Annotated in this window: 16 protein-coding genes; 8 read left to right on the top strand and 8 right to left on the bottom strand. The window is 71.9% G+C overall.

What is annotated here, in order from left to right; all coding sequences use genetic code 11:
- Positions 1 to 112 precede the first annotated feature (112 nt).
- The 4 genes from JYK02_RS17410 (at position 113) to JYK02_RS17395 (ending at position 3,543) form a co-directional block, all read left to right on the top strand.
- Entirely contained in the window at positions 113 to 286 is a 174-nt protein-coding gene (locus JYK02_RS17410) for a hypothetical protein (protein WP_207055365.1), read from the top strand.
- Between the two features lie 112 nt (positions 287 to 398).
- Entirely contained in the window at positions 399 to 956 is a 558-nt protein-coding gene (locus JYK02_RS17405; RefSeq protein ID WP_207052441.1) for an RNA polymerase sigma factor, read from the top strand.
- Positions 953 to 1,780: a zf-HC2 domain-containing protein gene (locus JYK02_RS17400; protein WP_207052440.1), complete on the top strand. Its 828-nt coding sequence runs from the start codon at positions 953 to 955 to the stop codon at positions 1,778 to 1,780. Before JYK02_RS17405 ends, JYK02_RS17400 begins: the two co-directional genes overlap by 4 nt.
- 125 nt (positions 1,781 to 1,905) lie before the next feature.
- The gene (locus JYK02_RS17395) at positions 1,906 to 3,543 is read left to right on the top strand and encodes an acyl-CoA synthetase (RefSeq protein WP_207052439.1); all 1,638 of its coding nucleotides are present in this window, start codon (positions 1,906 to 1,908) and stop codon (positions 3,541 to 3,543) included.
- 24 nt (positions 3,544 to 3,567) lie between these two features.
- Here JYK02_RS17395 and gndA read toward each other — a convergent pair whose 3' ends face one another.
- From gndA to zwf, 3 genes are read right to left on the bottom strand one after another with little or no spacing between them, the layout of a single operon-like run.
- Positions 3,568 to 4,995, bottom strand: coding sequence for an NADP-dependent phosphogluconate dehydrogenase (gndA, locus tag JYK02_RS17390; protein ID WP_207052438.1), 1,428 nt, complete (start codon positions 4,993 to 4,995; stop codon positions 3,568 to 3,570).
- A 22-nt stretch (positions 4,996 to 5,017) separates the two neighbouring features.
- Positions 5,018 to 5,683, bottom strand: a complete 666-nt coding sequence (gene pgl, locus JYK02_RS17385; RefSeq protein WP_207052437.1) for a 6-phosphogluconolactonase — start codon at positions 5,681 to 5,683, stop codon at positions 5,018 to 5,020.
- Positions 5,680 to 7,221 carry a glucose-6-phosphate dehydrogenase gene (zwf, locus tag JYK02_RS17380; RefSeq protein WP_207052436.1) on the bottom strand — a complete coding sequence of 514 codons (1,542 nt, stop codon included), beginning with the start codon at positions 7,219 to 7,221 and terminating at the stop codon, positions 5,680 to 5,682. The genes pgl and zwf overlap by 4 nt, the downstream gene beginning before the upstream one ends.
- Before the next feature lie 238 nt (positions 7,222 to 7,459).
- Between zwf and JYK02_RS17375 the strand changes: the two genes are divergently transcribed.
- Entirely contained in the window at positions 7,460 to 8,182 is a 723-nt protein-coding gene (locus JYK02_RS17375; protein WP_207052434.1) for a lysophospholipid acyltransferase family protein, read from the top strand.
- 9 nt (positions 8,183 to 8,191) lie between these two features.
- On the opposite strand, the gene JYK02_RS17370 is transcribed toward JYK02_RS17375, so the two are convergent.
- Entirely contained in the window at positions 8,192 to 8,866 is a 675-nt protein-coding gene (locus tag JYK02_RS17370) for a hypothetical protein (RefSeq protein ID WP_207052432.1), read from the bottom strand.
- Positions 8,867 to 9,276: 410 nt separating this feature from the next.
- Between JYK02_RS17370 and JYK02_RS17365 the strand changes: the two genes are divergently transcribed.
- Together JYK02_RS17365 and JYK02_RS17360 are read left to right on the top strand one after the other, a co-directional pair.
- Positions 9,277 to 10,521 (top strand): exonuclease SbcCD subunit D C-terminal domain-containing protein, encoded by a 1,245-nt coding sequence (locus JYK02_RS17365; protein WP_207052430.1) that lies wholly within the window; start codon positions 9,277 to 9,279, stop codon positions 10,519 to 10,521.
- Positions 10,518 to 14,411, top strand: a complete 3,894-nt coding sequence (locus tag JYK02_RS17360; protein WP_207052428.1) for an AAA family ATPase — start codon at positions 10,518 to 10,520, stop codon at positions 14,409 to 14,411. Before JYK02_RS17365 ends, JYK02_RS17360 begins: the two co-directional genes overlap by 4 nt.
- A 4-nt stretch (positions 14,412 to 14,415) precedes the next feature.
- Here JYK02_RS17360 and JYK02_RS17355 read toward each other — a convergent pair whose 3' ends face one another.
- Positions 14,416 to 15,363, bottom strand: a complete 948-nt coding sequence (locus JYK02_RS17355; protein WP_207052426.1) for a protein kinase domain-containing protein — start codon at positions 15,361 to 15,363, stop codon at positions 14,416 to 14,418.
- Positions 15,360 to 16,136, bottom strand: a complete 777-nt coding sequence (locus tag JYK02_RS17350; RefSeq protein ID WP_347402589.1) for a TIGR02266 family protein — start codon at positions 16,134 to 16,136, stop codon at positions 15,360 to 15,362. Before JYK02_RS17350 ends, JYK02_RS17355 begins: the two co-directional genes overlap by 4 nt.
- Positions 16,137 to 16,397: 261 nt before the next feature.
- Here JYK02_RS17350 and cglD point away from each other — a divergent pair, with 261 nt between their 5' ends.
- Complete coding sequence (gene cglD / locus JYK02_RS17345) at positions 16,398 to 19,790, top strand: adventurous gliding motility lipoprotein CglD (RefSeq protein WP_207052423.1); 3,393 nt, start codon at positions 16,398 to 16,400, stop codon at positions 19,788 to 19,790.
- 121 nt (positions 19,791 to 19,911) lie between these two features.
- Here cglD and JYK02_RS17340 read toward each other — a convergent pair whose 3' ends face one another.
- Together JYK02_RS17340 and JYK02_RS17335 are read right to left on the bottom strand one after the other, a co-directional pair.
- A complete protein-coding gene (locus JYK02_RS17340) occupies positions 19,912 to 21,669 on the bottom strand; it encodes a M14 family zinc carboxypeptidase (RefSeq protein ID WP_207052421.1) in 1,758 nt (585 codons plus the stop codon).
- A 31-nt stretch (positions 21,670 to 21,700) separates the two neighbouring features.
- The gene (locus tag JYK02_RS17335) at positions 21,701 to 22,636 is read right to left on the bottom strand and encodes an MBL fold metallo-hydrolase (protein ID WP_207052420.1); all 936 of its coding nucleotides are present in this window, start codon (positions 22,634 to 22,636) and stop codon (positions 21,701 to 21,703) included.
- Positions 22,637 to 22,669 lie beyond the last annotated feature (33 nt).

Below are 22,669 nucleotides of genomic sequence, written 5' to 3'. Positions count from 1 at the left end.
AGGGGGGCCCCTCCTGCCGGTGCGCCGGGGCGTGGTATGGACAGCCCCGTCCGTCTTTTTCCACCCATCCCATGCTTACGCTGGACTTCCGTCGTACCAGGAGAAGCCATCCATGACCCCCGGAGACCTGTCCTCTCCCCGCTCTGGCACCTTCGAGCCTGACCACAGCGCCCCACACGTGAAGGGCTCCTACGTCAACTGCGAGAACCGGGCGCCGCGCCGCCGCCGGCCGCTGCCGCCGCCGTCGGTGCCGCCCCTCCTGGAGGGGGCGCAAGCCGCTCGCTGAGCGGCCGGGCCCGGCAGGCCTGTCTGCCCTTCCGGGCATTTTTCTCTCAAGAAACGAACCGCTCGGCGTCTTTAGTCAGGAAAGCCCACCAGTCACTTCGGGGCCTTGTGTCATGGCCAACCTCTTCAACCGGGAACGACGCCACTTCGAGGCGTTCATCCAGCGACACCGGCCCAGCTTGCTGGCGGTGGCGCGGCGGTTGTGCGCTCGCGGCGTCCTGGACCCGGAAGACCTGGTCCAGGAGGCCTTCGAGCGGGCGTTGCCGGAGTACGGGCACCTGAAGGACCGGACGGAAGCGGCGTGCGCGGCGTGGCTGTGCACGACGATGACCAACCGGTTCCTGGACCACTGCCGCCGGCAGCGCACGGAGAGCCGGGGGCTGCCGCACCTGGCGCTGGTGCAGGACCTGCCGGTGACGGGGGACGGGGACCGGGAGAACTGGGAGCTGGTGGGCAACGACGCGTTCCAGGCGGCCATCGAGCAGCTCAAGCCGCACCTGCGGGACGCGTACAAGCTTCACGCCGAGGGTCGCCGCTACCAGGCGATCGCTGAACATTTCAACGTTCCCGTGGGGACCGTGGGCAGCTGGCTGACGCTGGCGCGCCGGGACCTGAGGGAACTGCTGCTTCCGAGCGTCGCGGTGGCCCGGGAGCGGGGAGTCCAGTCATGAACGCGCATTGCACCCGGCTGCACCTCTTCATGGACGGCGAGCTGTCCGAGTCCGACGCCGAAGGGTTCCGGAACCACCTGCCACGCTGCGCCGCCTGCGAGGGCGGCCTGCGGGACCTGCTGCAGCTGGAGCTGCTGGCCGCGCGCGCCCTGGGGACGGGCGTGGTGGAGCAGCCGGCCGCGAAGCCGGAGGGCAACGTGGTGGCGCTGGGCGCGTGGGTGCGCCGCAACGCGCGCGTCGTGGCGCCGCTGGCCATGGCCGCCAGCCTCTGCGCCATCTTCGTGCCGCGCATGATGCCCGCCGCGGAAGTGCCGGCGGTCGTCTTCCTGGACAACCAGACCACCCGCGAGCTGGAGGCGCGCCTGTCGGATCCGCGCGCGGACAAGCACCGTCCCTACAGCCCCATGCGCGGTGGCGCGGACGGCGCGGAGGCGGCGACGGTCACGCTGCCCCTGCGTCCGCTGGCGCAGATGGAGGAGCGCCAGGACTTCCGCGGCATCGTCGCGGCCTATGTGCTGCACGGCCAGTGGCAGCAGGCACAGGCGGTGCTGGCCCGCGAGCCCGCGTCCCCGGAGCGGAACATCGACCTGTCGGTGGTGGCGCTGCAGGAAGGCCGCTACCAGGACGCGCTGAAGCTGCTGGAGCGCGCGGACTTGAAAGAGAACCCGCGGGCGCTGTGGAACCGCGGGCTCGCGCTGCGCGCCCTGGGCCAGAAGGAACTCGCCGCGGACGCGTTCGAGCAGGTGGCCGGGCTGAAGGAAGCCGGCTGGAGCGACGAAGCGCGCGACCTGGCGAAGGGCCTGCGCGAAGAAGCCGCCCACTGAAGTCCCCGGGCTTCCCCGCGCGTCACGAGCGTCCACCATCGGGCGCTCCGCGCGGGGGCCCTGCCTCACCGCTCGGGATGACGTGACAGGCTGCTGGGGTTGTCGCAACACCCCAGGAGCCGCCCATGCCCGAGTCCCCGTCCCGCGCTTCCGCCGACTACGCGACCACCCGCCGGGACTTCCGGTGGGAGCGGCCGGCGCACTTCAACTTCGCCACGGACGTCATCGACCGGCACGCGGCCGAGCGGCCCCAGGCCCCCGCGCTCCAGTGGTCCGACGAGTCCGGACGCTCGCAGCGCTTCAGCTTCCAGGAGCTGAAGGAGCGCTCGCTGCACGCGGCGCGCTTCCTCACCGGGCTGGGGCTGAAGCACGGCGATCGGGTCTTCATCCTGATGCCGCGCGTGCCGGAGTGGTGGTTCCTGGTGCTGGGCTGCATCCGCGCGGGCATCGTCTTCATGCCCGGCACGCCCATGCTCACCGCGAAGGACATCCGCTACCGGCTGGAGGTGTCCGGCGCGAAGGCGGTCCTCACCGACGGCAGTTGCCTGGACCGCTTCGAGGGCGTGCCAGGCCAGGCCCCCGGCGTGACGACGTGGGTGTCCACCGGCGACGCGCCTTCTCCGTGGACGCGCTACACGTCGGAGGCCCTGGCGGAAGGTCAGGCCACTGCGTTCCCGCCCACGAAGGCGGATGATCCGCTGCTCATCTACTTCACGTCCGGCACCACCGGCATGCCGAAGATGGTGCTGCACACCCAGTCCAGCTACGGCCAGGGGCACCTCATCACCGGCCGCTACTGGCTGGACCTGACGCCGGAGGACCGGCACCTCACGCTCAGCGACACCGGCTGGGCGAAGTGCGCGTGGGGCAAGCTCTTCGGCCCGTGGAGCGTGGGCGCGTGCAACGTCGTCCACGACTTCCGCGGCCGGTTCGACCCGGTGGCCTTTCTGAAGGTGCTGGAGCGGGAGAAGGTCACCACGTTCTGCGCGCCGCCCACCGCGTGGCGCGCGCTGGTGCTCCAGGATTTGAAGGCGGTCGACCTGTCCGCGATGCGCCACTCCCTGAGCGCGGGCGAGCCGCTCAACCCGGAGGTCATCCAGACGTGGAAGGAGGCCACCGGGCTGCACATCCGCGAGGGCTATGGCCAGACGGAGACGGTGGTCATCGTGGGCATCTTCCCCGGGATGGAGCCGCGCGTGGGCTCCATGGGCAAGCCGTCCCCGGGCTTCCACGTGGGCGTCATCGACGAGCACGGCAAGGAGGTCGCCGACGGGCAGGAGGGTGACATCGCCGTGCGCGTGAAGCCGGAGCGGCCGGTGGGCCTGTTCGCGGGCTACCTCAACGACGACGCGGCCAACGCCGCCAGCAGCCGGGGGGACTGGTACGTCACCGGCGACCGCGCGGTGCGCGACGCGGACGGCTACCTGTGGTTCGTGGGGCGCTCCGACGACGTCATCAAGACGTCCGGCTACCGCGTGGGCCCCTTCGAGGTGGAGTCCGCGCTGATTGAACACCCGGCCGTGGCGGAGTCCGCCGTCATCGGCGTGCCGGACGACAAGCTGGGCCAGCGCATCAAGGCGTACGTGCTGCTCACGCCGGGCCACTCGCCGTCACCGCAGCTCGCGCAGGAGCTGCAGGACTTCGTGAAGAAGACCACGGCGCCCTACAAGTACCCGCGCGAGATTGAATTCGTCACGGAGCTGCCCAAGACGGTGAGCGGGAAGATCCGCCGCGCCGAGCTGCGCGCCACCCAGAAGAAGTAGGCGGCGCGCAGTGGGGGCAGGGGACTACTTCAGCCAGTCCGAGTGCACGAAGCCGGCGTCGGGCTTGTCCCGGCGCTGGTACGTGTGCGCGCCGAACGCGTCGCGCTGGGCCTGGGTGAGGTTCTGCGGCAGCTCCGGGCTGCGGTAGCTGTCCATGTACGCCAGGCTGCTGCTGAACACCGGCACGGGGATGCCCGCCGCCGTCGCGGCGCCCACCAGCTTGCGCCACGCGGGGGCCAGCTTGTTCAGCACCGGCGCGAAGGCCTCGGACACCATGAGGTTGGGCAGCGTGGGCTGCTGCTGGAAGGACTCGCGCAGCGGGGTGAGCAGCTTCGCGCGGATGATGCAGCCGCCCCGCCAGATGCGCGCCATCTCCGCCAGCGACACGCCCCACTTGTACTCGTCCGACGCCGCCTGGATGAGCCGCATGCCCTGCGCGTACGTCACCACGCGCGCCGCGTAGAGCGCGTCGTGCGCCCACTGGGCCAGCTCCTTCTTCTCCTCTGAGGACAGGGAGATGTCGGGGCCGTGGAGCTTCTTGCTCGCGGCCACGCGCTCATCCTTGCGCGAGGACAGGTTGCGCGCGTCCAGCGCCGCCGCGATGGAGGGCACCGGCACGCCCAGGTCCAGCGCCACCTGCACCGTCCACTTGCCCGTGCCCTTCTGGCCGGCCTTGTCCAGCACCATGTCCACCAGCGGCTTGCCCGTCTCCGGGTCGCGCTTGCGCAGCACCTTGATGGTGGTCTCCAGCAGGAACGATTCAGCGATGCCCTCGTTCCACTTGGAGAACAGGTCGGCGAGCGTCGCGGTGTCCAGGCCCAGGCCGCGGTGGAGCACGTCGTACGTCTCCGCGAGCAGCTGCATGTCCGCGTACTCGATGCCGTTGTGCACCATCTTCACGAAGTGGCCCGCGCCCTCCGGGCCCACGTGGGTGACGCACAGGCCCTCTTCGCTGCGCGCGGCGATGGCCTCCAGCACCGGCTGCACCAGCGCGTACGCGTCCTTGGGGCCGCCCGGCATGATGGACGGACCGTGGCGCGCGCCCTCCTCGCCGCCGGACACGCCGATGCCCAGGAAGTGGAAGCCCTTCTCCTTGCACAGCGCCTCGCGGCGGCGCGTGTCCAGGTACCAGGAGTTGCCCGCGTCCATGATGACGTCCCCGGGCGACAGGAGCGGGAACAGCCGCGCCATCATCTCGTCCACGGGGGCGCCCGCGGTGATCATCAGGAGGATGCGGCGCGGGCGCTCCAGGCCGGCGACGAACTGCTCCAGCTCCGGGAAACCCATCAGGCCCTGCTTCGGGTTCTCCTGCTGGACCTTCTGGATGGCCTCCGGGTGGCGGTCCCATACGGCGACGCGGAAGCCGTGGTCCGCGATGTTGAGGGCCAGGCTGGCGCCCATGACGCCCATGCCCGCCACGCCGAACTGCGCCGGCTTCGTCTGTGTGCTCATCGTTCCCTCCAGAGGATCCGCCTCACCCGTGGGCGGAGGGGTCCAGCATCCACTGCGTGTTCGTCACGTGCGCCGCGGGCAGGGACATATCGCCCGCGAGCACCCGCCGCATGGCGTCCCGCTTGCCCTCGCCCGCCACCAGCCCCAGCACCGCCCCCGCGCCCTGGAGCACGGGGAACGTCAGCGTCATCCGCCACGGCGGCGGCTTGGCGCTCTGCTCCACCGCCAGCACCCGCCGCGTGCGCTCCTGGAGGGCCGGGTGGCCGGGCATGAGGCTCGCGGTGTGGCCGTCCTCGCCCACGCCGATGAGCACCACGTCCAGCTTCGCGGGCAGGACCTTCTCGTAGTCGCGCGCGGCGGCGTCGCGGTCCGTGCGCTCGCCCTGCATGCGGAACACCTGCGCGTCCGGCAGCTTCAGCGGCGTCAGCAGCGACTCCTTCACCAGCAGGTAGTTGCTGTCCTTGTGGTCGGGAGGCACGAAGCGCTCGTCCACGAAGTACACGTCCACGCGCTCCCAGGGGAGCTTGTGGTCCGCGAGCATCCGGTACGCGGGCTTGGGCGTGTTGCCACCCGACAGCGCCAGGCTCACGCGGGCCTTCGTGGCGAGCGCCTTCGTGAGCTCGCGCGCCATCCAGTCCGCGGCCTCACGGGTCAGCCGCTCGGAAGGGACGATGAGGGGCTGGCTCATAGCGTGGACCACCGCCGGCCGTTCTTCGAGGGCACCGCGTCCGCGGCGTCGGGGCCCTTGCTGCCCTTGGCGTAGGTGTGCACGGTGCCGCCGGCCTCCGTCTCCAGCGCCTTCAGGATGGGCGTGATGTAGCCCCAGGCCTGCTCCACGCTGTCCTGGCGCGCGAAGAGGGTGGCGTTGCCGCGCATGCAGTCCAGGAGCAGCCGCTCGTAGGCCTCCGGCACGGGCTTCTTGAAGCTCTCCGCGTAGTCCATGTCCATGGTGACGCCGCCGATGTTGACGTCCTCGCCGGGAATCTTGGACTCGAAGGACAGCGCGATGCCCTCGTGCGGCTGGATGCGCAGCGTGAGCACGTTGGGCTGCAGCCGCTGGCAGGTGGCGCCGCCGCCGCTGAACAGGCCGATGGGCACCGACTTGAAGTGGATGGACACCTCCGTCAGGCGCTTCTTCAGGTTCTTGCCCGCGCGCAGGTAGAAGGGCACGCCCTGCCAGCGCCACGAGTCGATGTTCATCTTCATGGCCACGTAGGTGGGCGTGCGCGAGCCCTTCTTCACGCCCTTCTCGTCCTGGTAGCCCTCGTACTGGCCCACCACCACGTGCTGGGGCACGTCGCCGCCTTCAATGGGGCGCAGCGCGCGGAAGACCTTGTTCTTCTCGTCGCGGATGTCCTCCGCCGCGAAGGACACCGGCGGCTCCATGGCGCACAGGGCCAGCACCTGGAGCAGGTGGTTCTGCACCATGTCCCGGATGACGCCCGTCTCGTCGTAGAAGCCGCCGCGGCCCTCCACGCCAATGGCCTCCGCCGCGGTGATCTCCACGTGGTCGATGTGCTGGCGGTTCCACAGCGGCTCGAAGATGGCGTTGGCGAAGCGGAACACCAGGATGTTCTGCACCGTCTCCTTGCCCAGGTAGTGGTCGATGCGGAAGATCTGCCGCTCATCCAGCACCGAGCCCAGCTCCTGGTTGAGCTTCTTCGCGCTGTCCAGGTCGTGGCCGAAGGGCTTCTCGATGATGAGCCGCCGCCAGGGCTTCTGGCCGGCCTGCTCCTCGCGCTTGAGCAGGCCCGCGTCCGCCAGGCTCTTGATGATCTGCGGGAACGTGGAGGCCGGCGTGGCCATGTAATAGAGCTGGTTGCCGTCCGTCTTGTGGCGCTTCGCGATGTCGTCCAGCTTCTGGCCCAGGCGCTTGAAGGTCTCCGGGTCGTCGTAGCCGCCGGAGACGCACTCGATGGTGTCCGCGAAGCGCTTCCAGGTGGCCTCGTCCACGGGCTGCGTGCGGGCGAACTTCTGGAGCCCCTCCTTCACGTGCTCGCGGAAGGCGGCGTCCTCCAGCTTGGAGCGGCTGAAGGCGACGATGGCGAAGTTCTCCGGGAGCAGGCCGGAGCGGGCGAGCTCGAAGAGGGCCGGGAATAGTTTGCGTTCGGCCAGGTCGCCCGTCGCACCGAAGAGCACCAGGGTGCAGGGGTCGGGGCGGCCCGCGCTGAACACCGGTTCGCCCTCGCGGGGATGGGTTTCGATGTGCACTCCCTGCGCGTCCATGCGGTGTCTCCCTCCGTGTGACCGACCGGGCACCTTAAGGCGCTAATCTGGCGGCCCTGCAAGCGCATTGCAGGAGAATGATGCGGGCCCGACGTCTTGCCTGCCCCGGGCCGAGGAATTTCGCGGGCTCAGCCGAGGAGCGCGCGGGCGGGCGGGCGTGAGAGGGGGCAGGGGAACGTGGTACTCCTGTCGGCCCTGACGCCTCCGGCCTCGCGCTGAAACGGAAGCCCTCTCACGCATGCGCTACGTCGTCTCGCTGTGGTTCTTCGCGCTGTTCCTCGTCACCGCGCCCATCCTGTTCACGCTGGGCGCGGTGCTGTTCGTGGTGGCGTACCCGCTGGACCCCGACCGCCAGTGGCTGCACGTGCTGGTGTGCCGGTGGTGCTACGGGCTGTGGCTGCACGCCTCGCCCGGCTGGCGCGTGCGGGTGGAGGGGCGGGAGCTGCTGCCAAAGGGGGCGTGCGTCTACGTCGTCAACCACCAGTCGTTCGCGGACATCCTGGCGGTGATGGGGCTGTTCACGCCGTACAAGTTCGTGGCGAAGGCGTCGCTGTTCCGCACGCCGCTGGTGGGCTGGATGATGACGCTCCTGGGCTACGTGCCCATCGTGCGCGGCAGCTCCACGTCCATGGAGCAGTTGCTGGGCCCGTGCCGCCGGTGGCTCCGCAAGGGCATCCCGGTGCTCATCTTCCCGGAGGGGACGTATTCGCCGGGGGAGCTGCTGCCCTTCAAGCGCGGCGCGTTCCAGCTGGCGCTGGAGGAGCACGTGCCGGTGGTGCCGGTGCTGGTGCGCGGCACGCGGGAGCTGGTGGATGGGGACGGGCCGTGGATGAGCCCTCGCGCCACCGTGACGGTGCGGGTGATGCCGGCGCTGCCGCCGGAGACGTTCGGTCCGGACTCCGCGGCGCTGGCCACGCACGTGCGCGAGCGGTTCGTGGAGGCGCTCGCGCGGGTGGGCTGAGGGTCGCCCTCAGGCGTGCTCGGAGCCGGGGAGCTCTTCGTCCATCCGTGACGCCTCCGCGTGCGGTGGGGCCTCCAGCGCGGGCAGCGCGGGCGCGGCCTCGGTGATGGCGCGGGCCAGGTCGTGGGGCGCGCGGATCAACGCCTCCAGCGCGCCGGCGCTCGCGGGGACTCCGCGCTGCTCCACCTGGAGCCAGCCGCCCTTGATGCTCACGCGGCGGTGGCCCTTGAGGCCCAGCAGCCGCTGACGGACTCCCGGCTCCAGGATGACGGGACGCGCTTCCGGCGCCAGCCCCTCCACCTGGAAGGCGGCGTCCAGCTCCGTGTCGCCCAGCACCTCCTCGCGCGGGGTGGCGGCGCCGGGGAGCTTGTCCTCGGGGCGCTCGTGCTCCAGCAGCAGGTCCGCGGGCAGCGCGCCCTCCAGGTCCAGCCGCAGCACCGTCACGGTGTGGCGCTTCTTGCCGCCCGCGCCGCGCTTGCCCGTGGCCAGGAGCAGCGGCCGCCCCTGATAGCGCCCCTGCACCTCCATGCGCCGCTCCGCGATGGACAGGCCGTGGGCTTTCGCGAACGCCTCCCACGCGGCGCGCTGACGGCGCTTGAGCTGGAACAGCGTGGCGAGGACCAGGGCGCCCAGGACGAGCAGGGACGCGAGGATGCCGAGCGGGGAGAAGACACCGGAAAGCATGGCGGCGCATTGTGCACTGGCCCCGCGATGCGTGAACCATCAATCCGATCGCGGATGCACCTCCGCGCGCCGGGCAGGCTTGCTGCATGGGGTGCGCGGACCTGGGGAAGGGACGCCGCGCGCCCGCGAACGTGTGGAGTGCACGCATGGCGCAAGGGCCCTCATGCCGGCGGTGTGTCCTGATGGGTGGCCCTGTCCCACGCGGGGAGGCGCCGTGGCGCGTGGGGTGGGGAGGACGGGACGCGTCGGGCAGGCCACGAATGCAAGCGCGCGGAATGACGCCCTTTTTCGACAATGTCAGAGGGGGCGGGTAAGGGAGCGAGGGCTCGCCGCTTGGAGTCGGGGTTGGGACCGGGGGAGGCTGCCCGGCCCGCACCCGCCACCGGGCCACGAGGGAGGGTGAACGCCGGATGCGCCTGCTGCACACGTCGGACTGGCACCTGGGCCACACGCTGTATGACGTCTCACGCGAAGCGGAGCACGCCGCGTTCCTGACGTGGCTGTTGGACACGCTGGAGTCCCAGGAGGTGGATGCGCTCCTGGTGGCCGGGGACATCTTCGACACGGCCAACCCCAGCGCGGAGGCGCAGGCGGCCTGGTACCACTTCATCGCGCGGGCCCGGCGCACGCTGCCGAAGCTGGACGTCGTGGTCGTGGGCGGCAACCACGACTCCGCCGCGCGCCTGGACGCGCCGGATCCGCTGTTCCATGCGCTGGGCGTGCGCGTGGTGGGCGGACTGCCCCGTCACCGGGGCGGACTGGAGCTGGAGCGGCTGGTGGTGCCGGTGCACGACGCGCGTGGCAAGGTGGGCGCGTGGGTGGCGGCGGTGCCGTACCTGCGGCCCTCGGACCTGCCGTCGGTGCCGGACGGGGAGGGGGACCGGCTGGTGGAGGGCGTGCGCTCCGTCTACGCGGACGTGCTGGAGGGCGCGCGGCGGCGGCGCAGGTCCGGGCAGGCGCTGGTGGCCATGGGCCATTGCTACATGACGGGCTCCGAACTGTCGGAGCTGAGCGAGCGGAAGATCCTGGGCGGCAACCAGCACGCGCTGCCGGTGGACCTGTTCCCGGAGGACGTCGCGTACGCGGCGCTGGGACACCTGCACAAGGCTCAGCGCGTGGGCGGCCGCGAGGGCGTGCGCTACAGCGGGTCGCCGCTGCCGCTGTCGCTGTCGGAGGCGCACTACCGGCACCAGGTGCTGGTTCTGGACGTGGAGGACGGGGTGCTCACGCAGGTGCGTCCGCTGTCGGTGCCGCGCACCACGGACATGATGCGGGTGCCGGCCCGGGACGCGGCGCCGCTGTCGGAGGTGCTGGAGCTGCTGGCGGCGCTGCCCGCGTGCGAGGCGGGAGCGCCGGAGTCCATGCGGCCGTACCTGGAGGTCTGCGTGTCGCTGCCCCGGCCGGAGCCGGCGCTGCGCCACAAGGTGGAGAAGGCGCTGGAGGGCCGGGCGGCGCGGCTGGTGAAGCTGACGCCGTTCTATACGGGCACGGGTGGCGCGCTGGCGGACGTGCGGCCCGGGCTGTCGCTGCGGGAGCGCACGCCGGAGGACGTGTTCCTCGCCCGCTATGCGCGGGACTTCAAGGAGGCGCCGTCGGCGGGGCTGCTGGAGTCGTTCCACGCGCTGCTGACGCAGGTGCAGGAGGACGCGTCGTGAAGATTCTCGCGATTCGCGGCAGCAACCTCACGAGCTTCGCGGGGGACTTCGCGCTGGAGCTGGACCGGGCGCCGCTGGACCGGCTGGGGCTGTTCGCCATCTCCGGCGCGACGGGGGCGGGGAAGAGCACGCTGCTGGATGCGCTGTGCCTGGCGCTGTTCGACCGCACGCCCCGGCTGGGCGGGCCCAGCAAGGTGCTGGTGGGCCGTGCGGACGAGGACGAGGAGGCGCGGCTGTCGGCCTACGACGTGCGCGGCATGCTGCGGCGCGGGGCGGGCAAGGGCCACGCGGAGGTGGACTTCCTGGGCAAGGACGGGCGGCGCTACCGGGCGCGGTGGAACGTGTGGCGGGCGCGCGAGCGCGCGGAGGGGCGCTTCCGGCCGCAGGAGCTGAGCCTGACGGACGTGGTCTCCGGGCAGGTGTTTGGCCGCACCAAGGGCGAGGTGCTCCAGGCGATCCAGGAGCGGCTGGGGCTGTCGTTCGACCAGTTCCGGCGCTCGGCGCTGCTGGCGCAGGGCGAGTTCGCGGCGTTCCTGCGCGCGGACGCGAACGAGCGCGCGGAGCTGCTGGAGCGGATGACGGGCACGGAGGTGTACAGCCGGCTGTCCATCGCCGCGCATGAGAAGAACGCGAAGGAGCAGGAGGAACTGAAGCGGCTGTCGCAGGGGCTCGCGGCCATCGCGCTGATGTCGGACGCGGACCGCGAGGGCGCGAGGGCCCAGCTGGGCGAGGAGGAGGCGGCGCGGATCCGCGAGGAGGCGCGGCTGCGCGAGGCGGAGGCGGCCCGGTCCTGGTACGCGCAGCTCGCGGAGTTCGTGGCGCTGGAGCAGCAGGCCGGAAGCGCGGTGACGCGGGCGGAGGCGGAGCGGGAGGCGGCGGCGCCCCGTGAAGCGCTGCTGGAGTCGGTGCGCGCGGCGGAGGGCTTCCGCGCGGTGGTGTCCGCGGTGGAGGCCGCGGAGCAGGGCTGCGTGAGGGCGGAGGCCGAGCAACTGGAGCGGGCCTCGCAGGCGGAAGGTGCGCTGGCGGCGGCGGCGGCGCAGCGGCAGGTGCGGTTGCAGGCGGAGGCCGCGAGGGCGGCGGCGCAGGACGCGGAGGCATCGGTGCGTCCGGCGCTGGAGGAGGCCGCGACGCTGGACACGCGCCGCGCGGAGGCGGAGCGCGAGGCGCGTGAGGCCGCGGAGCTGGCGAAGCAGGCGAAGGGCCAGGAGGACTCGGCGCGCGACGCGCTGGCGCTGGTGCAGGCGGCGGAGGTGAAGGCCCAGGCGGTGGTGGACGCGGCCGAGGCCTGGCGTGCGTCCCATGCGAGCTGGGAGTCCCTGGCGACGGAGTGGCCCCGCTGGCAGCGCGAGCTGGAGCGGTTCGCGGCGGCGCTGAAGGAGGAGCAGGCGGCGGGCGCGGACGTGGACCGGCTGGGGAAGGACGCGGACCGGCTGGGCAGCGAAGCCCAGGCGCGCCGTGAGGAGCACCAGGACGCGGCCGAGTCCGAGGCGCAGGCGCAGGCCCTGGCGACGCACGCGGAAGCCGCGCTGGGTGAGGACGGAGGCGCGGCGAGGCGGGTGCTGCGGGAGGCACTGCTCGCGAGGCAGGACGCGCTGGGAGCGCTGGCGCTCGCGGGTGAAGGTGCGCGGGCGGAGGGCACGGCGGAGGGCGACGCGGCGGCGGAGGTGAAGGCGCACCGCGAGGCTTCGCTGCGCGCGGCGGAGGAAGCGAAGGCCGCGGCGGCGCGGCGCGCGACCCAGGAGGCGATGCTCCACGAAGCACGCCGTGCGCAGTCGCGAGCGGAGGCGACGCAGGGGCTGGCCTCGCACCGGGCCGCGCTGCACGAAGGGGAGCCGTGTCCGCTCTGCGGAGCGCTCGAGCATCCATATGCCCGGGAGGGATCCGCGCTGGAGGGACTGGTCGCGGAGGCCGCGGCCCGGGTGCAGGAGCTGGAGTCGGCGCGCGACGCCGCGGCGAAGCAGGAGAGCGCGGCAAGCGTGCGGCAGGCCACGGCGGACACCGCCGCGACCCAGGCCGAAGGCCGGCGGGACACGGCGGCCCGCAAGCGCATGGCACACCGGGAATCCTGGCGCGCGGCCCGCGAACGGTGGACCCGTGCCGTGCTCCCAGGTGAGGACGCGGCAAGCCCGGCCGGAGAGAAGAAGGCCTCGCGCGGCGAGAAGGCACGCACCGCCTCGGATGCCGCGAACGCGGAGGCCGTGCAGGACTTCTCCGCCAATGCCGCGCCCCCCGAGGACGCGGAGGCTGCCGCCGCTCAGGCCTGGAACCGTGCGGCTCAGGAGGACGTTCGCGTCCGGCTCGCGACGCTCCGTGAGGAAGAGGCTTCCGCGGAGGCCCGGGCCAGCGCGGCTCGTGAGGCCCGGGCGCTGCTGGAGACCCGGCGCACCCGGCGCGAAGGCGCGGCCGATGCCCTTCGCAAGGCCGAGGACGCCCTGGCCCGCGCGGCCCAGTCCCACCGGGATGCGCTCCTTCGCCGGGACACCGCTCGCGATGCCCGCGAGCGCGCCCTCACCGAAGTGTCGCCTCCCTTCTCCAGCGAAGCCTCCCCCTGGAAGGAAAAGCTCGCCGAGGATCCCGCTCGCTTCCAGAGCCGCTGCCTGGAGCGCGTGACGAAGTGGCGCGAAAAGCTCACGGAACTGGAGGCTTCTCGCAAACGCCTGGAGGAAGAGCAGGGCCGCCGTGCCCGTGAGGAGGTCCGCCTCCAGGCCCGTCACGAGGACGCCGAGACCGCCGCCCACCGCGCGGGCCTCAAGGACGCGGCCTTCCAGGATGCCTCCCGGGCCCGCGCCCGGCTGCTCCAGGGCCGCTCCACGCAGGAGGTGCGCGCGGAGGTCCAGGCCCGGCTCGACGCCGCCCAGGCCGCCTATGAACGCGCCCGCGAGGACTCCGAGGCCCTCCAGCAGGCGGAGAAGGTGGCCACCGCCCGCGCCGAGGACGCCGTGCGCCTTCGCACCGAGGCCGCCCGTGCCCTCGACAACGCCCAGGCCGTCCTCACGGAACGCCTCGCCGGCCACGGCACCACCCTGGAAGAGCTCAAGGCCCTGCTGTCTCGCGGCGCCGCCTGGTGCGACGCGGAGGCCCGCGCGCTCAACGCCCTTCGCGAGTCCGTGGCCCAGGCCCGCGCCATCCTCGTGGAGCGCCGCGAGCGCCGCGTCCGCCATGAGTCCTCCGGGCTCCCCACGCTCGCGGAAGCGGACGTCGCGGAGCTGTGCGAACGCCTGCGCACCGACGTGGAGGTGCGCCGCCGCGCGGAAGGCCTGCTGCGCGCGAAGCTGGACACCGACGACGCCGCCCGCGCCCGCCATGGCGCGGAGGCCCGGGCCCTGGAGCAGCGCCGCGCCGACGCGGAGGTGTGGAAGACGCTGGGCGACCTCATCGGTTCGCACGACGGAAAGAAGTTCAAGGTCTTCGCCCAGAGCCTCACCCTGGACGCGCTGCTCCTGCACGCCAACGCGCACCTGCGCGAGCTGGCGCGCCGCTACCGCCTGGAGCGCGTGCCCGGCCATGACCTGGACCTCCAGGTGGTGGACGGCGACATGGGCGACGAGGTGCGCAGCGTGGCCAGCCTCTCCGGCGGCGAGAGCTTCCTCGTGTCCCTGGCGCTCGCGCTGGGCCTGGCCTCGCTGTCGTCGGAGACGACGCAGGTGGAGACCCTCTTCATCGACGAGGGCTTCGGCACGCTGGATCCGGAGACGCTGGAGGTGGCGCTGGCCACGCTCGACGCGCTCCAGGCCACCGGCCGCCAGGTGGGCATCATCTCCCACGTCAGCGGGCTGGCCGAGCGCATCGGCGTGCAGGTGCGCGTGGTGAAGCAGGGCGGCGGCCGCAGCCGGCTCGTCGTCGAAGGGGACGCGGGCATCCTCGTGCCCTTGGATCAACAGGTGGCCTGACGCCTCAGCCCGTCACCGGCTCCGCGCCCATCAGGCCGCGCACCACCGCGGCCACCGCCAGCGGCGTCGCCACGCGGTCGTCGCTCAGCGCCGCCAGCGCCCGCGCGAACTGCTCCGCCGAGGAGAAGCGCTGCGACGGGTGCGGCGCGAGCGCCCGGTCCAGCACCAGCGCCAGCGGATCCGACACCTCCGGCGCCACCATGCGCACGGGCGTCACCCGCAGGCCCCGGATGGAGGCCTCCACCTCCTCGGCCGTGCCATCCGGATAGGGCGACTCCAGCGACAGCAGCTCATACAGCAGCACCGCCGCCGCCCACAGGTCCACCGCCACGGAGACCTCGCCCGCCAGCAGCTCCGGCGAGCGGTAGTTCTGCTTGCCCACGCGGCGCAAATCCAACGCCATCCCCGCGCGCGAGCGGGCCACGCCGAAGTCCGCCAGCTTCACCTCGCCGCCGCGCGACAGCAGCACGTTGTGGGGGGACACGTCGCAGTGCACCACCGCCAGCGGCAGGCCCTTGGAGTTGGTGGCCTTGTGCGCGTGCGCCAGCGCCTCCAGCACGTGGCGCACCATCATCACGGAGATGTCGATGGGCAGCTCGATGCGCCGCCGCCGGCACTGCGCCAGCACCCGCCCCAGGTCCGTGCCGTCCACCAGCTCCAGCGCCAGGTAGGGCCCGTCCGCCAGCTCGCCGTACTCCCGGAAGCCCACGATGTGCGGATGCACCAGGCACCGCGCCAGCTCCGCTTCGTGCAAGAGCTGCTCGCGCGCCTCCGCGTCCCGCAGGCGCTCCGGCCGCACGCGCTTGAGGGCCACCTCCTCGCCCGCCAGCGGCCCCTGGAGCATCCGCGCGCGGAACACCTCCGCGTTGCCGCCGCGCCCCAGCCGCGACAGCAACTGGAAGCGTCCCAGGTCGCGCGGCCACTCCGGCGTCTGGCCTTCCTCCAGCGTCACGCCTTCTCCCCCACCAGGCTCGCCAGGTACTCGTCCAGCGTCGCCGCGAAGGTGGCGTCGTCGCTCAGGAAGGCCAGCCCCACGCCTCCCGTGTACGGCGCGTCCACCACGTGCACCACCAGCGCCTCGCCCTGCAGCCGCTGGCCGTTGGGCAGCTTCACGTCCACCGTGACGACGCTGTCCTGCGGCGGGCGGTGCGCGGTGCGCACGAAGAGGCCGCCGTTGCTGATGTTCAGCGCGTGCTCCCGCACGAAGTCCAGCTCCGTGCGGAACTCCATCTCCAGCTTCACGGCGAAGCGGCGGGCCCGGCGCTGCGGTTCCTCGGCGGCAGTGGCCGGCGACGGATCCGCGGGCGCGTCCGTCTCCGGCGCGCGGTACGACTCGCCTCCGCTCGCGGTGGGGGCGGCCGGCGCTTCGGCGGGCGGCGCGGCCTGGGGCGCGGGCGCGGAAGCGGCGGGCAGGGGACCTCGCGTGGACAGCGCCTCCAGGTGCTGGCGCAGCTCCTGCGCGGCCTGCGTGCGCTCGGTGCCGGAGAACGGCGTGCCGCCCGCCAGCGTGCGCGAGCGCAGCGCGTCCCGCTCCGCCTTGGGCAACCGCCACAGCTCCACGAACGTGCCGCCGCTCTTGCGAACCTCGTCACCCAGCCGCTCCACCGCCGCGCGCGGATAGCCGGGCACCTCCACCTTCACCTCGAGCGCGCCGGCCTCGTCGCGAAACGCCACCACCAGTTGCATGGACTGCGCGGACGGCAACAGCGCGCCCAGGCCCTCCACCACGGCTGCCGCCTTCTCAGGCGAAGCCGCTTCCCCCCATACCGCCGCAAGACCGAAGACAGGCACGGGGCGGACGATAACCGAGCCCTCCTGGCCCCCGTAAAGACAGTGCAGTCGGAAACAGGCGACAGCGTTGGACGCGAAGTTTACGAATCGCGATTCACCCTCGGCCTGAGGGCGTACCTACATCGGCATCGGACGCGCGTCCCTCTATGCTGTCGGGTGTTCTCCGTAACCCCCCTTTCCGGAGTGCAGACCCGTATGCGCAATTGGATTCGACTCTTCTCCGGCACGCTGCTGGCCGCCACGCTCATGGCGGGCTGCGGCGGCACCGACCCGGACCCTGGTCCTGGCGACCCCAACCCCACCAACGACGCGGGCCCCGGCGGCAACGGCGACGCGGGCGTCATCGACGCGGGCTTCGACGCAGGCTACGTCGAGGACGCGGGCGTCATCGTCGACCCTGATCCCGACCCTGGAGAAGTCACCACCGACCCTTATGATCCGACCAACAAGACGAAGGACTCGGACTGCGACGGCCTGTCGGACGAGGAGGAGTTCGCGACCGTCTACACCGGCGGCCTGAAGACGAACCCCGGCCTGCGCGACACGGACGGCGACGGCATCCGCGACGGTGTGGAAGTAGGCCGCACCACGAGTGTGAATCCGGCGTGTTCGTTCTACCCGGATCAGGACCCCGCCTCGCGCACCTCGCCGGTGAAGGCGGACACGGACGAGGACGGGCTGCCGGACGGCCTGGAGGACGCCAACCGCAACGGCAAGCGCGACCTCACGGAGACCGACCCCAACACCGCGGACTCCGACGGTGACGGCCTGGCGGACGGCGTAGAGGACGCGAACAAGAACGGCTCGGTGAGCCCCGGCGAGACGGACCCGCGCCTGCGCGACTCCGACGGCGACGGCCTGCCGGACGGCCTGGAGAAGCGGACCAGCACGGACCCGCTCAAGCCCGACACCGACGGCGACACCTGCTCGGACGGCGCCGAGGACGTGAACAAGAACGGCCAGTTCGATCCGGGTGAGACGAACCCGCGCGTGGCGGACTGCGCCGCGGCGGTGCCCGACGCGGACTTCGACGGCATCCCGGACTCGGTGGAGGACGCCACCGGCACCAACAAGAACAAGGCCGACACGGACGGCGACGGCGTGGCGGACGGCGTGGAGGACACGAACAAGAACGGCCGCGTGGAGCCCGGTGAGACGGACCCGCGCCTGACGGACACCGACTGTGACGGTCTCCAGGACGGCGCCGGCCGCGACGGCTTCCTCGGCGAGGACCCGAACTCCAACGGCCAGGTGGACCCTGGTGAGTCGGACCCCACCAACCCGGACAGCGACGGCGACGGTCTGCTCGACGGCGTGGAGCGTGGCGTGACCACGGCCGCGGCGCCGCGCAACAACTGCGGCTACTCGGGCGACGCGGACCCCGCGACGAAGACGGACCCCAACAAGGCGGACTCCGACGGCGACGGCATCCCCGACGGCGCGGAGGACTCCAACCAGAACGGCCGCGTGGATCCGGGCGAGCTCAACCCGCTGGACCCCAAGGACGGCGCGGCCACCACGCCCGCCGGCAAGGCGTGCAGCGCGCAGAACCTGCGCACGGTGACGTTCAAGGAGGACAGCGGCGCGGACATGCGGCTCGCGCTGCCCAACACCTTCAAGAGCGCCAACCTGGTCAACCTCACGGCCAACGGCCAGACCGTGGGCGTGATGGGCTGGGACGACACGAAGCAGGTGACGTTCATCGCGTACAAGCGCGGCCAGGTGGGCGCCTCCACCACGCCCGCGGGTGACGAGGCGGGCATCCGCACCGGCGCGGCGCTGCTGTCGGCGGCGGACGTGGAGTTCACGCAGACCTTCACCACGTGGGACGGCTTCCCCGCGGCGGTCGCCCGCTACGGCGTCACCGGCACGACGGACCTGAAGGCGTTCACCAACTCGCTGGCGCGGCAGCTGGCCCCGGCCAGCGCGGGCGCGTTCACCGGCAACGCGAACGTCACCGGCCCGTTCAAGATTCAAGCGCAGTACGTGCACCGCTCCAACGGGAGCGTGGTGGCGGTGCTCGCCATCACCCCGGCGGCCCGCTACAACGAGGCGGGCAGCCTCTTCACGATGGCGGACACGGCGGGCGGCTCCGCGCTGGCGCAGTTCGGCGACGCGGACGCGGTGCAGTGCGAGGTCTTCACCGGCAACACCGCGGTGGTGGACTTCCTCTTCGTGGTGGACGACTCCGGCTCCATGGCCTCGTCGCAGACCTTCCTCGCCGGCGCGGCGACGGCGGTGGCCAACAAGCTGGCCAACGCCACGCTGGACTGGCGCCTGGGCATGGTCACCACCGCGTACACGGGCAGCGGCCCCAACAACGGCGTGCTCCGCGCCTTCACGCAGAACATCGACCAGTTCAAGTCGTGGCTGACCCAGAACGCGGTGTGCAACACGACGTCCAAGATGTGCGCGGTGAACGGCACGGCGCTGCCCAACACCACCTGCGCCAGCGACAAGGAGTGCTGGGTGGGCCTGGGCGGTGACGGCGCGGAGCGCTCGCTGGAGGCGGCGCGCAAGGCCATCAACGACCTGACCGCGGCGGGCGGCACCGCCGCGACGCGCATCCGTCCGGGCGCGAAGGTGGTGGTCGTCGTCCTCACGGACACGCGTGACCAGTCCGGCAGCAGCGTGGCGGACTACACGGCGTACTTCCTCAACACGGGCAGCGTGGCGGGCTCGACGAAGAACCCGGTCAACGCTCCCATCCAGCTGCACGGCATCATCTGCCCTCCGGATGGCGCCCGCTGCAACAAGGATGAGGACAACACGAACCCGCGTCACCTGGACGTCATCCAGGCCACGAGCGGCGTGTCCGGCAGCATCCGGGACAACACCTCCATCACCAACACCATCAACGCCATCGTGGACAGCGTCATCGCGTCCGTGGGCTACAAGACGCTCAAGCCGCCGATTGGCGCCTCCATGAAGGTGGCGGTGGCCGAGGTGGCGGATGCCGGCCTGTGCCCCAACATCGGAGACCTGCCGCGCAGCCGCACCCACGGCTTCGACGTGGACGGCATCAACCGCACCGTGTCCTTCTACGGCGCGTGCCGTCCGAAGCAGTCCGGTGTGACGCAGGCGGCGGTGTCCTACCGCTACTGGATCGACCGCACCGCCAAGGCGGACGGCAACCCGCCGCCCTGCTCGTCGGACACGGAGTACTACAACCCGAACGACCCGGATTACTGCGACGGCAAGCTCGTCTGCAACCGCACGACGGACAGGTGCGAGTGCCCGGCGGACTGCGGTGGCACGGCGCCCGCGGGCCAGGTGTGCAACACCGACCGCAAGGTGTGTGACTTCACCTGCGCGCCGGACTGCGGCGGCACGTGCGGCACGTTCGAGACGTGCAACACGGCCTCCTGCTCGTGCAGCTGCGTGCAGACCGCGACCTGCGCGGCGGGCTTCAAGTTCGACGCCAACGCCTGCGGCTGCGTCTGCGACACGGGCGCGCTCAACTGCGGTACCGGCTTCGGCGCCGACCCGGGCCTGTGCGCCTGCGTCTGCAAGCCGGACTGCGGCGGCTGCGCTCCGGGCTTCCAGTGCAACGTCAGCACCTGCGCCTGCGAGAAGCCCATCGGCTAGGCCTGAATGAAGACGCGCTCCCGGTGCCACATGGACCGGGAGCGCGGCGGTGACCTTCCGAAGCCCCCGCTCCGCGACGCCCCTTGAACGGGGAAGCGGGCCGGGGGCTTCTTCCTGTCCGCTACTTCAGCGGCGGCGCGCTGGCGGCGCGGTACACGGGGTAGAGGCCCAGGCGCTCATCCCAGGTCGGGTGGCGCTCGGCGAAGAAGCGCAGGCGGGCGCGCGGGTCCTTGGCGAAGCCCGGGTCCTTCATCCGCTCCTGGAAGGCGGCCTTCACGCCCGCGTCCTTCGCCAGCAGCTCCCGGGCCCAGGGCTCCAGCACGTAGTCCTCGATGTATTCCTTCTGCTCGAAGTGGGCGTTGAAGAAGCCCCACGCGAGCAGCGAGTCCGGCCCCTGGGGCTCGAAGAGGTGCGCCACCAGCTGCACGTTCTTCTGCGCCACCGGCACCCAGAGCGACCCCACGGGCAGGTCCTGCGTGTCCGGCTTCCACTCGCCCTTCGCGGTGAGGCCCTGGTGGCCTTCGTTGGAGCGCGCCTGGAACTGGAAGTCCTTCGAGCGGAAGGACTCCACCTTCGCGGCGGGCACGGCGCGGGTGAGGCGCTGGAACTGGATGCCGTGCGCGGCCAGCTTCGGCGCGACCCACGCGGCGTGCGCGGCGGACACCACGTAGCCGCCCGCGGGCAGCGTCACGGTGATGGCGGGCTGGACGTCCGGTGAGAACGGCACCTTCCACGTCTGGGGCTTCGTGTCGTCGTAGCGGATGTACGGCTGGCCGGAGACGTCCGAGGGCAGGCGCTCGTAGGCGTAGCCCTTGAACTCGAGCGTCTCCCGCTTGGGCGTGTTCTCCCAGCCGAGCACCACCTCGCGCACCCCGCCGGCCAGGGCCTTCTGGTCCTCCGCCTTCACGGCGGCCAGGAGCGCGGCGCCGTCACGGCCCACGAGCTTGAGCAGGCCCTCCAGCACGTCGCGGGTGGCCTTCACGCGCTGCGCGTAGTTCTTCCAGGAGTGCGTCTCCACGAGCACGCCGAAGCGGTGGCGGACGGACCAGTAGGCGTGGCTGAAGCGCGGCGGAGGGACGCCGTAGGCGAAGCCGCTGGTGGGGTCGTCGTCCTGGAGGAAGGACGGGTAGAAGCGCAGCGGCTGGTGGCCTTCCGCGGTGAGGCCGGCGAAGAGCTCGTCCACCAGCTTCGTGCCGCGCTCACGCAAGCCGGGCGGGCCGGACTTCTGCGGCTCCAGGCCCACGGACACGTCGGGTTCGAACTTCGCGCCGTCCGTGACGTGCAGGTCCACGTAGACGAGCGGATCCCACGCGTTGAGGTACTTCAGCAGCAGCACCATCTCCGGTGCGTCCGCCTTCACGTAGTCGCGGTTGAGGTTGAGGTTCTGCGCGGTGACGCGAAAGCCCATCTCCTCCGGGCCCACCTGGTTGGGGCGGTGGTTGGGGTTGAAGCGCTCGTGGCCGTCCACGTTGAAGACGGGCACGAAGACGGCGGTGACGCCCTTGAGCAGGTCCGGCACGGACGCGCGGTTCTGGAGCGCGTCGCGCAAGAGCCAGAAGCCCGCGTCCTTGCCGTCGATTTCACCCGCGTGGATGCCGCCCTGGAAGAAGACGACGGGGCGCCCCTTCTTGCGCGCGGCGTCCGCGGTGAGGGTGCCGTCGGGGCTGACGACGAGCGCCACCATGGGGCGGCCCTCCGGCGTGGTGCCCAGCGTGTCGCAGCGGGCCTTGCCGGGGAACTGCTTGGGGAAGGCGCGGCACAGCGCCTCTGCTTCCGCGTAGCGGCCGGTGCGCTTCCAGCCGCTCTGCTCGGAGACGGTGGTGAGAGGGGGGGGTGGGGCCTGCGTGAGGACCAGGGCGGCGAGGGTGGGCAGGAGCATGCCTGCTTGAGACCACAAGCCCCGCCAGCGCTCAACCGTGCCGCACGGTGTGTGTGCCGCCCACGGGCAGCACGTGCACACGGTCTCTCGGCCAGCCCCGGCGCAGCCATTCGGCATCCAGGCGGACGGGAGGCTCGTCGAGCGGCTCGTCCGTCAGCTTGAACGTGCCCCAGTGCATGGCGAAGAAGGCCAGCGCGCCCAGGTCTTCGAAGGCCTGCACCGCCTCCTCCGGGTTCATGTGCTGCAGCCGCATGAACCACGCCGGGTCGTAGGCGCCAATGGGCAAGAGCGCCGCGTCCAGCTTGGGGAACCGGGCACCAATCTCCTTGAAGCCCTGGAAGTAGGCGGTGTCGCCGGAGTGGTAGACGCGCGCGCTGGAGCCCTCCACCACGAAGCCGCCCCAGAGCATCTCGTTGGCGTCGTTGAGGCCGCGGCGGCTCCAGTGCTGGGACGGCACGTAGTGCACGCGCACGGGCCCCACCTGCGTGGCCTCCCACCAGTCCAGCTCGTGGAAGGACAGGCCCTGGCCCTGGAACACCGGCGCGTGGCCCAGGCCGGTGATGACGCGGGCGCCCACCTGCTTGAGCGTGGGCAGGTCCAGGTGGTCGTAGTGGTTGTGGGACACGAGGCTCGCGTCGATGCGCGGCAGCTTCTCCACCGGCACGCCGGGCGGCACGTTGCGGCGGATGACGACGTTGATGGCGTCGCGCAGCACCGGGTCGATGAGCAGCGACACGCCGTCCAACTGCACCAGCCAGCTTGCGTGGCCCAGCCACGTCAGGCGGGCGCCTTCGCCCGGGGCGGGCGGGGTGGCGAGCACGGCGAGGTCCGGCTCCACGTGCGGCACGACGGCGCGCGCGGGCGCGCTGCGGCGCTTGCCCGCGAGCTTGTCCGTGACGGCCCACTTGAAGACGCGGGTGAAGGGCTGCGGTCCGCTGCCATCCAGGTTCTTGAAGCGCATCGCCATGGGGGAGTCATGCTCGGCTGGAGGGGAGGTGCG

Source organism: Corallococcus macrosporus (assembly GCF_017302985.1).
In the GTDB taxonomy this organism is placed as follows: domain Bacteria; phylum Myxococcota; class Myxococcia; order Myxococcales; family Myxococcaceae; genus Corallococcus; species Corallococcus macrosporus_A.
This window is presented reverse-complemented; position numbering and strand designations above follow the sequence as displayed.